The sequence below is a fragment of the Amycolatopsis sp. lyj-23 genome (genome assembly GCF_046549135.1).
Taxonomy (GTDB): domain Bacteria; phylum Actinomycetota; class Actinomycetes; order Mycobacteriales; family Pseudonocardiaceae; genus Amycolatopsis.
In genome coordinates this window covers 105,942-119,781 of the sequence record NZ_JAJPWN010000025.1, presented here as the reverse complement: position 1 = coordinate 119,781, position 13,840 = coordinate 105,942, and the positions used below count along the sequence as shown (strand labels likewise).

The 13,840-nt window shown below is 71.5% G+C and carries 12 protein-coding genes; 7 read left to right on the top strand and 5 right to left on the bottom strand.

The annotated features are described in order from the left end of the window. The first annotated feature begins 2 nt into the window (after positions 1 to 2). From ACLJPY_RS45255 to ACLJPY_RS45235, 5 genes are read left to right on the top strand one after another with little or no spacing between them, the layout of a single operon-like run. Entirely contained in the window at positions 3 to 1,133 is a 1,131-nt protein-coding gene (locus ACLJPY_RS45255; protein ID WP_410597161.1) for a lactonase family protein, read from the top strand. Positions 1,134 to 1,141: 8 nt separating this feature from the next. Further along, positions 1,142 to 2,425 carry an extracellular solute-binding protein gene (locus tag ACLJPY_RS45250; RefSeq protein WP_410597160.1) on the top strand — a complete coding sequence of 428 codons (1,284 nt, stop codon included), beginning with the start codon at positions 1,142 to 1,144 and terminating at the stop codon, positions 2,423 to 2,425. Continuing rightward, positions 2,425 to 3,372 carry a carbohydrate ABC transporter permease gene (locus tag ACLJPY_RS45245; RefSeq protein WP_410597159.1) on the top strand — a complete coding sequence of 316 codons (948 nt, stop codon included), beginning with the start codon at positions 2,425 to 2,427 and terminating at the stop codon, positions 3,370 to 3,372. Before ACLJPY_RS45250 ends, ACLJPY_RS45245 begins: the two co-directional genes overlap by 1 nt. Then, positions 3,363 to 4,211: a carbohydrate ABC transporter permease gene (locus ACLJPY_RS45240; protein ID WP_410574559.1), complete on the top strand. Its 849-nt coding sequence runs from the start codon at positions 3,363 to 3,365 to the stop codon at positions 4,209 to 4,211. Before ACLJPY_RS45245 ends, ACLJPY_RS45240 begins: the two co-directional genes overlap by 10 nt. 1 nt (position 4,212) lies before the next feature. After that, complete coding sequence (locus ACLJPY_RS45235) at positions 4,213 to 5,580, top strand: beta-N-acetylhexosaminidase (protein WP_410597158.1); 1,368 nt, start codon at positions 4,213 to 4,215, stop codon at positions 5,578 to 5,580. Here ACLJPY_RS45235 and ACLJPY_RS45230 read toward each other — a convergent pair whose 3' ends face one another. From ACLJPY_RS45230 to ACLJPY_RS45220, 3 genes are all read right to left on the bottom strand, one after another. Further along, positions 5,581 to 7,329 (bottom strand): M64 family metallopeptidase, encoded by a 1,749-nt coding sequence (locus ACLJPY_RS45230; protein WP_410597157.1) that lies wholly within the window; start codon positions 7,327 to 7,329, stop codon positions 5,581 to 5,583. A gap of 102 nt (positions 7,330 to 7,431) precedes the next feature. Further along, complete coding sequence (locus tag ACLJPY_RS45225) at positions 7,432 to 8,100, bottom strand: response regulator (protein ID WP_410597156.1); 669 nt, start codon at positions 8,098 to 8,100, stop codon at positions 7,432 to 7,434. Continuing rightward, complete coding sequence (locus ACLJPY_RS45220; RefSeq protein WP_410597194.1) at positions 8,097 to 9,671, bottom strand: ATP-binding protein; 1,575 nt, start codon at positions 9,669 to 9,671, stop codon at positions 8,097 to 8,099. The genes ACLJPY_RS45225 and ACLJPY_RS45220 overlap by 4 nt, the downstream gene beginning before the upstream one ends. A gap of 155 nt (positions 9,672 to 9,826) precedes the next feature. On the opposite strand from ACLJPY_RS45220, the gene ACLJPY_RS45215 reads away from it, so the two are divergent. Next, a complete protein-coding gene (locus ACLJPY_RS45215) occupies positions 9,827 to 11,173 on the top strand; it encodes a cation:dicarboxylate symporter family transporter (RefSeq protein ID WP_410597155.1) in 1,347 nt (448 codons plus the stop codon). A gap of 141 nt (positions 11,174 to 11,314) precedes the next feature. Here ACLJPY_RS45215 and ACLJPY_RS45210 read toward each other — a convergent pair whose 3' ends face one another. Further along, a complete protein-coding gene (locus ACLJPY_RS45210; protein ID WP_410597154.1) occupies positions 11,315 to 11,716 on the bottom strand; it encodes a winged helix-turn-helix transcriptional regulator in 402 nt (133 codons plus the stop codon). 103 nt (positions 11,717 to 11,819) lie between these two features. Between ACLJPY_RS45210 and ACLJPY_RS45205 the strand changes: the two genes are divergently transcribed. Next, the gene (locus ACLJPY_RS45205; RefSeq protein WP_410597153.1) at positions 11,820 to 13,238 is read left to right on the top strand and encodes a DHA2 family efflux MFS transporter permease subunit; all 1,419 of its coding nucleotides are present in this window, start codon (positions 11,820 to 11,822) and stop codon (positions 13,236 to 13,238) included. Positions 13,239 to 13,396: 158 nt separating this feature from the next. Here ACLJPY_RS45205 and ACLJPY_RS45200 read toward each other — a convergent pair whose 3' ends face one another. Next, entirely contained in the window at positions 13,397 to 13,840 is a 444-nt protein-coding gene (locus ACLJPY_RS45200) for an SRPBCC family protein (RefSeq protein WP_410597152.1), read from the bottom strand.

Sequence of the window (13,840 nt, the reverse complement as noted above, 5' to 3'; positions counted from 1 at the left end):
CGATGACCGGACTCAACCGTCGTACGTTCCTCGGCGCCGCGGCCGGCGCGGGCGCCGCCACCGTCCTGGGCAGCTCGCTCGCGTCGGCCGCCACCACGCCGAAAGGCTGCTTCGCCGGAGGAACCGTGTACATCGGGAGTTACACCAGCGGGGCGACCGGGCACGGGCTCGACGTCACGACCCGGTCCGGCGCCGCGCTGAACCCCGTCCGCACGGTGCCCGGCAGCACCGACACGTCGTGGTTCGACCGCAGCGCCGACGGCAGGACGCTGTACGTCACGAACGAGGGCGACCCGAGCGGGTACGTCTCGGCGTTGAACATCGCCGACGCCGCGAAACCCAAGCTGCTCAACAAGGTTTCGTCGAAGGGCGGCGCGCCGACGCACTTGAGCGTGCACTCGAGCCAGAAGTACGTGCTGGCCGCGAATTACGGCTCGGGCAGCGTCGTCGTGCTGCCGATCCTGGCCGGCGGCAAGCTCGGCGCGGCCACCGACCTGGTGACCCACCACGCCGACGCCGGACAGGCGCACGCGCACCAGGTCGTCAACGACCCGACCGGCCGCTGGGTGCTGTCGGTCGACCTCGGCGCGGACTCGGTGTACGTCTACTCGCTCGACGTCGCCACCGGGAAGCTCGCGTTGCACCAGCAGCTGAAGCTGCCCGCCGGGGCCGGGCCGCGGCACCTCGCGTTCGACCGCACCGGGCAGTTCGCCTACATCCTGCAGGAACTGCGGCCGGAGGTGACGGTGGCGAGCTGGGACGCGGCCACCGGGACGCTGAAAGCGCTCTCCGTCGTGCCGGCCGTGCCCGCCGGGAGCACGGGTGACCTGTACCCGGGCGAAATCATCCTGTCGAGGGACGGGAAGTTCGCCTACGCCACCGTCCGCGGGCCCAACACGCTGGCCACGTTCACCGTTTCCGGCGCCACGCTGAAGCTGGTTTCGACCGTGCCGACCGGCGGGAACTGGCCGCGGCACGTGGCCCTGGACCCGACCGAAAACTGGTTCTACGTCTCGAACCAGCGTTCCGGCACCGTCACGTGGCTGCCGCGGGACCCGGCCACCGGCCTGCCCGGCGCGGTCGCCGGACAGCTCGCCGTCGGCAGCGTCAACTCCGTCTACTTCGCTTCGTGAGGTCCACCATGAGACTGCGCCGCACCCTGCCCGTCGTCGCCGGGCTGGCCCTGCTGGCCGGCTGCGCCCCCACCCAGTCCGCGCCCGCGGGCGGCGGCGGGGACGACAAGACCGGCACCGTCCGCGTCTGGCTGTTCGACGAGGCCAACCGTGCGCCCAAGGAGGCCGCGGTCAAGGACGCGATCGCCGAGTTCAAGGCGGCTCACTCCGGCGTCGAGGTCGACGTCCAGTGGGTGCCGGTCGAAGGGCGCGCCGACAAGTTCTCCGGCGCCTTCAACGACCCGGCCAACGCGCCCGACGTGGCCGAGTTCGGCAACACCGACGTCTCCAGCTACGCCGCCACCGGCGCGCTCGCCGACCTGACCGGGGACCTCGGGTCGTGGGGCGAGGGCAAGGACCTCATCCCGACCGTGCTGGACACCGCGAAATCCGGCGGCAAGACCTACGGCCTGCCCTGGTACACCGGCATCCGCGCGCTGTACTACCGCACCGACGTCTTCACCGAGCTGCGCCTGAAGCCGCCGGCGACGCTCGCCGAACTGACCGACACCGCCCGCCGGATCCGCGCCGCCAAGCCCGACCTCTACGGCATCTCCGTCGGCGGCAAGTACACCTACGCGATGCTGCCGTTCCTCTGGGCCAACGGCGGCGAGCTGGCCAAGGACGACGGCGGCAAGTGGACGTCGGCCGTCACCGAGGACAAGGCCAAGGCCGGCGTGACGCAGTACGCGAGCCTGCTCAAGGACGACATCTGCCCGCCCGCCCAGTGCGCGAACCTGACCGGCACGCAGAGCGTCACGGCGTTCGCCGGCGGCAAGGCCGGGATGACGATCGGCGGCGACTTCAACCGCAAGGCCGTCGAGCAGGGCGCGGTGAAGGGCAAGTACGCCGTCGTCCCGATCCCGGGCCTGACCGCGGGGAGCACCGCGCCCGCGTTCGCCGGCGGCAACCTCCTGGGCGTGTTCCAGGCGAGCAAGCACCGCAGCCTCGCGCTGCAGTTCGTCGAGCTGCTCGGCGGCGCGAAGTACCAGGAGAAGATGTACACCGCGATGGGCAACCTGCCGACGCTCGGCAGCGTGCAGCAGAAGCTCGCGGCGAACGACCCGTTCCTCAAGCCGTTCGTCGACACCCTGAAGGCGGGCACCAAGTTCGTCCCGGCGACACCGGCGTGGTCGAAGATCGACAGCCAGAACGTGCTGCCGACGGCCGTGCAGCAGATCGCGACCGGCGGCAAGGACCCGGCGGCGGCCCTGGCCGACGCGGCCGCCGCGATGAACAAGGCCTTCGGCTAGTGGTGGCCGTCCAGGACGCCCCTTCCGCCACGGCCCCCGCACGGCGGCCGCGGCGGAGGGGGGACGGCCGGGCAGCCGCGCTCTACCTCGCCCCGGCGGGCATCCTGCTCGCCGCGTTGCTGGCCTACCCGATCTACCAGCTGGTCCTGATCTCGTTCTACGACTACGGCCAGCAGCAGGCCGCGGGCAACGCGCCGCTGGTCTTCCTCGGCTTCGCGAACTACGCGGACCTGCTGTCCCAGGCGCAGTTCTGGACCGTGCTCGGCAAGACGGTCGGGTTCGCCGCGGCCTGCGTCATCGGCTCGCTCATCGTCGGCACCGGGCTCGCGGTGCTCGCCGCCCGCGTGCGCTCGCTGCCGCGGACGCTGCTGTTCCTGGCCGCGCTGGGCGCGTGGTCGACGCCGGCGATCGCCGGCTCCTACGTCTGGCTGTTCCTCTTCGACACCGACTTCGGGCTGGTCAACGAGGTGCTGACCGGGCTCGGGCTGCCGTTCGAGCACCACTCGTGGACCTTCGGCACGCTCGGCGCGTTCGGCCTGGTCGCGGCCGAGGTGATCTGGTGCTCGTTCCCCTTCGTGCTGGTCACGATGTACGCCGGGATCAAGGGCGTGCCGGACGAGGTCCTCGAGGCCGCGTCGCTCGACGGCGCGTCGGCGTGGCGCACGACGTGGACGATCGTGCTGCCGATGGTGCGGCCGCTGCTGATGATCGCGACCGTGCAGTCGATCATCTGGGACTTCAAGGTGTTCACCCAGATCTACGTGATGACCAACGGCGGCGGCGTGGCCGGGCGCAACCTCGTCCTCAACGTCTACGCCTACCAGCAGGCCTTCGCCGGGCAGGAGTACGGCCTCGGCTCGGCGATCGGAGTCGTGATGACGCTGTTGCTGCTGTCGGTGACCGGGCTCTACGTCCGGTCCCAGCGCCGGAGCGCGGCATGGCTGTGAAACGTCCCGGGCGGCTGATCGCCGAAGTCGTCACCGTCGTGATCGCCGGGATCGTGGCGTTCCCGCTGTACTGGATGCTGCTCTCGGCGGTGAAGCCGGCGGGCGAGATCCAGACGGCGAACCCGAAGCCGTGGACGTTCAGCCCGTCGTTCGACAGCTTCTCGCGCGTGCTGACGGTGTCGGGCTTCGGGCGGTACTTCGTCAACAGCCTGCTCGTGGCCCTGGTCGTCGTGGCGCTGTCGCTGCTGCTGTCATTCCTCTCGGCGGTGGCGCTGACGCGGTTCTCCTTCAAGGGCCGGACCGTGCTGCTGGTGATGACGCTCGTCGCCCAGATGGTGCCGGTGGAGGCGCTGACCATCCCGCTGTTCTTCCTGATGCGGTCCCTCGGCGGTGCCGTGCCGGCCCTGGGGTTGAACGAGCTCGGTTCGCTGGTGCTGGTGCACCTGGCGTTCAGCCTGCCGTTCGCGATCTGGATGCTGCGCGGGTTCGTCGCGGCGGTGCCGGTGGAACTCGAAGAAGCGGCGAAGCTCGACGGCGCGTCGCGGGCGCGGTTCACCTGGCAGATCCTGTTCCCGCTGGTGGCGCCCGGGCTCGTCGCGGTGAGCGTGCTCGCGTTCATCCACGCCTGGAACGACTTCCTGTTCGCCAAGACGTTCATCGTCTCCAAGACCGAGAACCAGACGCTGCCGCAGGCGATCCTGGTGTTCTTCAAACCGGAGGACACCGACTGGGGCGCGGTGATGGCGTCCTCGACGCTGATGACGATCCCGGTGCTCGTGTTCTTCGTCCTCGTCCAACGACGGCTGGTGTCCGGCATGGCCGGCGCCGTGAAGGGCTGACATGGCTTTCGACACCCTGCTCCCCCGCCCGGTCTCCGTGACGCCCGCTTCCGGCACGTGCCCGTGGCCGTCCACAGTGGACGTCAGGCCTGCTTCGCTGCCACCAGAGGGCTACCGGCTCACGATTTCCTCGTCCGGTGTGGTGCTGGAGGTGGCCGATCCTGCCGGTGAGGTGTACGGGCGGGAGACGTTGCGGCAGCTGGCGGGACCGGCCGCGTTCCGGGTCGCCGGGTTCACGCCGTCGTCGTTGCCGTGCGGAGTGGTCGAGGACCACCCGCGGTTCGGCTGGCGCGGCTGCCTGCTGGACGTCGCCCGGCACTTCCGGACCAAGGCCGAGGTGCTGCGGTTCGTCGACCTGCTGGCCGCGCACAAGCTGAACGTGCTCAACCTGCACCTCACCGACGACCAGGGCTGGCGCTTCGAGGTCCCGGCGTTTCCCCTGTTGACGTCCGTGGGCGGCTGGCGGCCGTCGTCGATGGTGGGCAGCGGCGGCGCGCAGGACGGCCGCCCGCACGGCGGGTTCTACACGAGTGACGACCTGCGGGAGATCGTCGCCTACGCGGCTTCGCGGGCGATCACGGTGGTGCCGGAGATCGACATCCCGGGGCACGCCCGAGCGGCGCTGGCGGCTTACCCTTCGCTGGGGACGTCGTCGTCCTACGAGGTCTGGGATTCCTGGGGCATCAGCACTTCGTTGCTCTCACCCACCGAGTCCACTTCGGACTTCTTCCGGCAGGTGTTCGACCACCTGCTGGAGATTTTCCCGTCCCCGGTGATCGCACTGGGCGGGGACGAGACCCCCGGCGCGACCGACGAGCACCGCGCGTTCGTCCGGCAGCTGGCCGGGCACCTGGTGGCCCGCGGCCGCACCCCGATGGGCTGGGACGAGGTCCTCGACGTCGACGGCCTCCCCCCGATGGTCGTCGCCGCCTGGCAGAACGAGGAAGCGGGCCGGCGGGCGGCCGCGGCCGGGCACGACGTGGTGATGTGCCCCGAGCAGCACGTGTACCTGGACCACCGGCAGTCTTCGCACCCGGACGAGCCGATCCCGGTCGGCTGGATCCACACGCTGGAGGACGTGTACGCGTACGAGCCGGCGTTGAGCGGCCCGCGGCTGCGCGGCGTGCAGGCGCAGGTGTGGAGTGAGCACCTGGACAGCGTCCGCCGGGTGGACTACATGGCGTTCCCGCGGTTGTCGGCGTTCGCGGAGGTCGCGTGGAGCCCGGGGCCACGGGACTACGCGGAGTTCCTGCCCCGGTTGCGGGAGCACCACCTGCCGCGGCTGGACGCGCTGGGGGTGGAGTACCGGCCGCTGGACGGGCCGCGGCCGTGGCAGACACGGCCGGGGGTGCCGGGCCGGCCGCGCTGATCAGGGCAGCAGCGTCACCGTGACCGAGTGCGTCGGGCCGACATTGCCCGCCGCGTCGATCGAGCGGTACTCGATCCGGTGCTCGCCGTACCCGGGCTTCCGCTCCGAGAACGGTGACACCGTCAACCCGCCCGAGCCCAGATTGCCGTACGCCAGGCCGTCGATCTCCGTGCCGCGCGGGGTGAACAGGTACGGCGAGTTCGGGTCCGTCGGCCAGCCGTAGTACTTGTGCCAGCCGTCGCCGTCCACGCGGAACTCCGGGAGTCCGTCCGGCGACTTCAAGCTCATCGTGAACGACCCGTGGTACACCCCGCCCGGCGGCAGCTCCACCGTCGTCTCCGGGCCGGTCGCGTCCACCGTCCAGCTCAGCCTCGTGCCACCCGTCGTCGCCGTCAGGGTGTGCGTGCCGCGGGAGAGGTCGAGCGGGAAGTCGGCGCCCGTTCCGGCGAAGCGGCCGTCCAGCGTCCAGCACACCTCCGGGATCGAGCCCGTCGGCTCGCCGGTTTCGACGTAGACGACGTCGTGGCCGCCGACCGGGCTCGACACCGGGGTCGACGCCACCACCGCCGGTCCGGGCGCGGGCGAGGTGATCACCGCCGGGTCGACCGTCCAGGTGCGGGTGGCCGTCGGGCGGACCGCCGGGTCGCGGACGAACGGCGTCGGGTCGGTCACCGTCGCCGTCAGCGTGTGGCGACCGGGCCGTACGTGCGCGCGCCGCAGGTCGAGTGCGTCGCGGCCGGGCAGCGCGACGCCGTCGAGCGTCCAGCGGACGTCGAGCCGGTGGTCGACCGGGTGCATCGCGCGCAGCCACACGACCCGGTCCGCGCCGATCGTCCCGGCCGGCGTGCCGCCGGTGATCAGCGGGACCTTCGCCGAGATCCGCTGCGTCATCCGCTCGCGGCCGACCTGGTCGAACGCGTAGCCGAGCGTCTTCATCATCGAGTGCGCGCTCGGCCGCCAGACGCCGGTCTGGGTGTAGAGACCGCCTTCGAAGCGGCCGATCCGGCCACCGGACTCGCTGGGTTCGCCGAGCCAGCGCCACCACTTGGCGTGCTGGGCGCGCAGCTGCGGCTCGGTCAGCAGGGTGTGGTGGATCGACTCGGGCTCGCCGCCTTCGTACGCACCACCCGGAACTCCGCGCGCGTAGTAGTCGTACTCGTCGTCGAGGCCGCCGAGCGAATGGCCGAGTTCGTGCGGCGAGATCAGCGCGGAGAGGGCGTTGCCGCCGGACGCCGTCGCGTAGGTGCCGCCCGCGCCGCCGTACGTCGAACTGTTGCCGAGCGCGAGGATCTGGCGGTTCGCGGGGTTCGTGCCGGGCACGAGGTCGGCGTACCGCTGCGCGGCCGCGTCGTCGACGGTCAGCAGCCGCTGCACGCTCTGCGGGTTGCAGCCGCCCCAGAACCCCATGTCCAGCGGGGTGTTCCGGCGTGGCGAGCCGAGCGCCGGGTCACAGTCCACACCGGACTCCGGCGACGCGATGGAGACGGCGAAGACGTTGAAGTAGCTGCGGTAGGACTTGAACGGCTCGAGCGACCACAGGGTGCGGACGTGCCGCTCGACGTCGGCGGAGAACTTCGGCTGCTCGGCGGCGGTGTAGCCGTCCCCGAGGACGACGAGGTTGAACCGCTGCGAGACCGGCCCGGTCACCTGCACCTCGGTGACGCTCGCGGCCGGCTCCGCGGCCGCGGCCGGAGTGGCGACCCCCGAAGCGATCACGAGCGCTGCGACGAACCCGGCCCACTTCCGCATGGCGGCACTCCCCTGGTCGGTGTGCTTCCCGGTGTACCGCACCGGTGGAGGCGCCGGAACCCGCCGGAAGTCGGGGGCCACGACGTCGGCCGGTATAGGACGTTATACGCGAGTCAGCCGGTACCAGACCTCGGGCCGGCCGACCTGGCCGTAGCGCGGCTCGCGGTGGGCCAGGCCGTTGTCCGCCAGGTACTCCAGGTACCGCCGGGCCGTGACGCGGGAGGCGCCGATCGCGCTCGCCGCCGCGCCCGCCGAAAGCCCTTCCGCCGCGCCGGAAAGCGCGTCGGTGATCGCCTCCAGCGTCTGGACGCTCATGCCCTTCGGCAGCGGCGGCTGCTCGGTCGCGCGCAGGGCGCCGAGGGCCCGGTCGATCTCCGCCTGGCCGGTGACCTCGCCGGAGGCGTCGCGGAATTCCGCGTAGCGCTCCAGCTTTTCGCGCAGCGTGGCGAAGGTGAACGGCTTGAGCAGGTACTGCACCACGCCGACCGACACCGCCGCCTTGACCAGGCCGAGGTCGCGGGCCGACGTCACGGCGATGACGTCGATCGGCAGCCCGGCCGCGCGCAGCGAGCGGCACACCGCCAGCCCGTGCGTGTCCGGCAGGTAGAAGTCCAGCAGCACCAGGTCGACCGGCTCGCGCTCGCAGAACCGCAGCGCCTCGCCGCCGGAGTGGACCACGCCGGCGACCGCGAACCCGGAGAGCCGCTCGACGTAGACGCGGTGCGCCTCCGCGGCCACCGGCTCGTCCTCGACCACCAGGACCCGGATCACCGGGCCCTCTCCTGCCGCGGCAGCCGGACGGTGAACACCGCGCCGCCGTCCCGTCCGATCTCGACGGTGCCGCCGTAGCGGCGCACCGCCTGCCCGACGAGCGCGAGGCCGAGTCCGTGCCCGTCCTCGGCCTTCGTCGACCAGCCGCGGCGGAAGACGTCGGCGTCGTCGGGTACGCCCGGTCCGGTGTCGGCGACGCGCAGCAGCAGCCCGCCGTCGTCCGAGCGGGCGGTGACGACCACTTTCGGGTGACCGGTGCCGCGCACGGCCGCGTCGAGGCCGTTGTCGATCAGGTTGCCGAGGATGGTCACCAGGTCGCGGGCTTCGATGCCGAGCGAGACGTCGTCGATGACGGTGTCCGGGGTGACCGTCAGCTCGACCCCGCGTTCGCTGGCTTCGGCGGCCTTGCCCAGCAGCAGCGCGGCGAGCACCGGCTCGGCGACGGCGCCGACGACCCGGTCGGTCAGCTCCTGGGCGAGCGCGAGTTCCGCGGTGGCGAACTCGACCGCCTGCTCGGGTTGGCCGATCTCCACCAGGGAAACGACCGTGTGCAGCCGGTTCGCCGCTTCGTGCGCCTGCGACCGCAGTGCCTCGGCGAGCCCGCGGGCGGTGGTCAGCTCCCCGGTCAGAGACTGCAGTTCCGTGTGGTCGCGCAGGACGACGACGGTGCCCTGCGCGCGGCCGCCCGAGCGGACGGCGGTGGTGCTCACCAGCAGCACGCGCGAGTCGGTCAGGTGCAGTTCTTCCGCCCGGTTCTCCGCCGACGTGAACGCCTCGGCCAGCCCGTCCGGCAGGCCCAGCGTCGCCAGGTCGCGGCCGACCGGGTCGCCGTCGAGGCCGAGGAGCGCGCGGGCGCCGTCGTTGCAGAGGCCGATCCGCCCGTCCCGGCCCACGAGCAGCACGCCTTCGCGGACCGAGTGCAGCACGGCCTCGTGGTATTCGAAAAGGTTGCTCAGCTCGTCCGGCGCGACGCCCCGGGTCTGGCGCCGCAGCCGGGCGCTGATCAGCCAGCCGCCCAGCGCCCCGACCAGCAGGACCGCGCCCGCCACGCCTAGCAGCGGCCACAGCCGTTCGCGCAGCTCGGCCGAAATCGCCGCGACGGTGATCCCGACCGCGACCAGCGCGGTGACCCGGTGGGCGGCGTCGAACACCGGGACGACCGTACGCACCGACGGGCCGAGCGAACCGGTGTAGGTCTCGGTGAGCTCGCCGCCCCGCTGCGCCTTGTCGATCGTGCCGATGTAGTGCTGCCCGATCAGGGCCGGGTTCGGGTGCGTGTAGCGGATCCCGGCCGGGCTCATGATCGTGATGAAGTCGACGCCGGTGTCGGCCTGCACCCGCAGCGCGAACGGCTGCAGCGTCCCGCTCGGGTTCGGCGTGCCCACCGCGGCGGCCACGGTCGGCGCGTCGGCGACCGTCGCGGCGACCGCGCGGACCTGGTCCTGGGCGTTCTGCTCGACCGCTCGCCGCGCGTCGAGCCAGGCGAGCGTGACACCGACGCCGGCCAGCACGCAGAGCACCACCAGCTGCAGCACGAGCAGCTGGCGCGCCAGGCTCCAATGGGACCGCACCGTCGGGGGCACCTCCTCATACCAGCACACCGCGTCCGCCGGTGTCCGAACGGGACGGTCGATCATCACACGAACTCAATGAACACAAGTGAGCCGGATCACCGAACCCGGCCTACAGTGTGCCGCAACCCGAACACCCCTAGCTGGAGGCAACGGTGCCTACACCGACCCCCGACGCGGCACCCCGGCGCCGCGACAAGACCCACTACCTGTACCTGGCCGTGATCGTCGCGGTCCTGCTCGGGATCGTGGTGGGCTTTCTCTTCCCCGGCTTCGCCAAGGGCCTGAAGCCGCTGGGCGACGGCTTCGTCAACCTGATCAAGATGATGATCTCCCCCATCATCTTCTGCACCATCGTCATCGGCGTCGGCTCGGTCGCCAAGGCGGCGAAGGTCGGCAAGGTCGGCATCATGGCGCTGGTCTACTTCATCGTCATGTCGACTTTCGCCCTCGCGATCGGCCTGGTCGTCGGCAACATCCTCCACCCCGGCACCGGGCTGCACCTCAGCCCGGCCGACGTGAAGAGCGTCCAGAAGTCCGCCACCGGCTCCCAGGGCCCGGTCGACTTCCTGCTCGGCATCATCCCGAAGACGTTCGTCTCCGCCTTCACCGAAGGCCAGGTGCTGCAGACGCTGCTGGTGGCGCTGCTCGTCGGGTTCGCGCTGCAGAAGCTGGGCCCGAAGGGCGCGCCGATCCTGCGCGGCGTCGAACACCTGCAGCGCCTGGTCTTCCGGGTACTGGCGATGATCATGTGGGCGGCCCCGATCGGCGCGTTCGGCGCGATCGCCGCGGTGGTCGGCGCGACCGGCTGGGCGGCGCTGAAGAGCCTCGCGGTGATCATGATCGGCTTCTACGTGACCTGCCTGCTGTTCGTGTTCGTCGTCCTCGGCCTCGTGCTGTGGCTCGGCGCGCGGGTGAACATCTGGCACCTGCTGCGCTACCTCGGCCGCGAGTTCCTGCTGATCCTGTCGACGTCGTCGTCGGAATCGGCGCTGCCGCGGCTGATCGCGAAGATGGAGCACCTCGGCGTCGGCAAGTCGGTCGTCGGCATCACCGTGCCCACCGGGTACTCGTTCAACCTGGACGGCACCGCGATCTACCTGACCATGGCCACGCTGTTCATCGCCGCGGCGCAGGACGAGCCGCTGTCGATCGGCGCGCAGATCGGCCTGCTGGTGTTCATGATCATCGCGTCCAAGGGCGCGGCCGGCGTCAGCGGTTCCGGCATCGCGACCCTCGCCAGCGGCTTGCAGTCGCACCGGCCGGAACTGGTCAACGGCGTCGGGTTCATCCTCGGCATCGACCGGTTCATGTCGGAGGCCCGCGCGCTGACCAACTTCGCCGGCAACGCCGTCGCGACCGTCCTCATCGGAAACTGGACGAAGGAGTTCGACCGCGCGCAGGCGGAACGCGTGTTCGCCGGCAACGCGCCGTTCGACGAAGCCACTCTCCTCGACGAGGAACGGTCGGCGCCGGACGAAGACGGTCCGGCGAAAGCCTGACCACACCGGACGTTCGTGCTCACGCCCCCGCTGAGCACGAACACCGCGGGCCGCGGTGCGAGCTCCCCCGACCTCGCACCGCGGCCCGTTCCACGTCTTCAGCCCAGAGGGCACTTTCACGTGAAAGTGCCCTCGCGGCGTTCAGCTCGCGGCCCGGCCGTCGTAGGCCGCGCGGGCGGCGGCGATGTCGTCGCGGTGCTGCTCCGCCCAGCCGAGCAGGCCGTTCAGCGACTGGTACAGCTCCTTCGCCATCGACGTGGCTTCGTACTCCACGCGCGGCGGGACGGTCGGGTAGATCGTGCGGACCAGCAGACCGTCACGCTCGAGGTTGCGCAGGGTCAGCGTCAGCATCCGGCGGCTGATCCCCTCGACCGAGCGCTCCAGCTCGGTGAACCGCACCGGACCGCGGATCGCCTCCAGGAGGATGCCGATCGCCCACTTGCCGCTGATCCGGTTGATGACCTCCAGCACCGTGCAGACGTCGAGTTTCTCCGGGTCGATCTCGGTGACCTGGACAGGTACACCGATGTTCCCCTGGGACATGGAAGTGCCTCCTTCCGGGCGCACCCATGGTCACACATGATGGGCACTGTTACAAGAAGTGCCCTGGCAACGACCAGGGGAATCTCGACTGGAGGGGCCTGACATGGCCGAGAACCACCCCACCCGCTCGCGCGGCCCGGCGTTGGCGGTGCTGTGCGCCGCGTCGCTGATGGTCGTGCTCGACAGCAGCATCGTCGCGGTGGCGCTGCCCGCGATCCAGGCCGACCTCGGCTTCACGCCCGCCGGGCTCTCCTGGGTCTTCACCGCCTACCTGGTCGCGTTCGGCGGCCTGCTGCTGCTCTCCGGGCGGCTCGGTGACCTGCTCGGCCGCCGCCGCGTCTTCCTCGGCGGGCTGGGCCTGTTCACGCTCTCCTCGCTGGTCGCCGGCCTGGCCGCGGACGCCGGCGTCCTGGTCGTGGCGCGGTTCACCCAGGGCGTCGGCGGCGCGCTGGCGTCGGCCGTGGTGCTCGGGATGATCGTCACGATGTACCCCGAGCCCCGGGCGCGCGCGAAGGCGATCGGCGTCTACAGCTTCACCCAGGCGGCGGGCGCGTCGATCGGGCTCATCGCCGGCGGGGCGCTCACGCAGGCGCTCAGCTGGCACTGGACGTTCTACGTCAACCTGCCGATCGGCGTGGCCGCGCTGCTGCTGGCCGTCCGGGTGGTCGCACCGGACCACGGCACGGGCCTGCGGGCCGGCTTGGACGTGCTCGGCGCGGTCCTGGTGACCGCCGCGGTGATGCTCGGCGTGTACGGCATTTCGGCGTCGTCCTGGGGCGCGGTGGCCGCGGCCGTCGTCCTGCTCGCAGCGTTCGCGGTGCGCCAGGCGAAGGCGCGCACGCCGTTGCTGCCGCTGCGGTTGTTCCGCATCCGCGCGGTGGCCGGCGCGAACGTGGTGATGGTGCTGATGGTCGCCGGGATGCTGGGCTTCCAGTTCGTCACGGCGTTGTACCTGCAGCAGGTGCTGGGCCTGGACGCGCTGCGCACCGGCGTCGCGTTCCTGCCGGTGCCGCTGGTGATCGCGGTGGCGTCCCTCGGCTTCGCGGACAGGCTCGCGGCCCGCTTCGGCCCGCGCGCGGTGCTGCTGTCGGGGCTCGGCCTGGTGATCGTCGGCCTGCTGCTGCTCACGCAGGTGTCGGACGCCTACTTCACCGGCGTCCTGCCCCCGCTGCTGCTGATGGGTCTCGGTGCCGGCGCAGCCATCCCGGCGCTGATGGGCCTGGCGATGGCGGACGTCCCAGCAGCCGACGCCGGGGTGGCGTCGGGCCTGATCAACACGACCCAGCAGGTCGGCGCGGCGATCGGCACGGCGGTCCTGGCCGCGGTGGCCGCCGTCCGGACGGCGAGCCTGGACACGCTGGACCACCGCGAAGCCCTGGCGTCCGGTTACCGGCTGGCCTACGGCGTGAGCGCGGGCTTCCTGATCGCGGCCGTCGCGCTCGGCGGCCTGGTCCTGACCCGCCGCCGCACCCACCCCGCTCCCACTCCCGTCCCGGAGGTCTGCACCGCGGATCCCGCGTGATCAAGACCGTCACCCGCGTGATCAGAGCCGTGACTCGCGTGATTGGAGGCGTAACTCGCGAGTTCCGGCCTCAATCACGCCAGTTCCGGCCCCAATCACGCCGGTTACGGCCCCAATCACGCCGGTTACGGCTCCAATCACGTGGATCGGGGGGCGGGTCAGGCGAGGTAGGCCGAAAGCCCACGGTGGCCCCGCCGCATCATCAGCGCGTGGTTCGCGCGGAAGAGCGGCCGGGCCACCGTGTCGAAGCGCCGCAGCAACTCCTTCCGGGCCTGGACGTCCTGGGTGATCTCCAGCAGCGTGCCTGTGCCCGCCGCGCGGACCGCTCCCGCCAGTGTCCCGTCGAGGTCGCCGCTGAGCCTGACCCGCATCAGGCCCGTGCGCTCGTCCTGGTGGTCCCGGTGCATCCGGACGACGATCCGGAACGGCAGCCGGGACCGGCAAACCAGCTCGGCGGTGTCGTCGTCCACGCGGCGCACCGCACGGACGTCCGACCACCACCGCGGGTAGCCCGCGAGGTCGGTGACCACGTCGAACACCCGCTCGGGCGCGCTCGTCGGCAGCAGCCAGCTGCTGCGGAACCGGTAGCGCGCGCCCGTCAC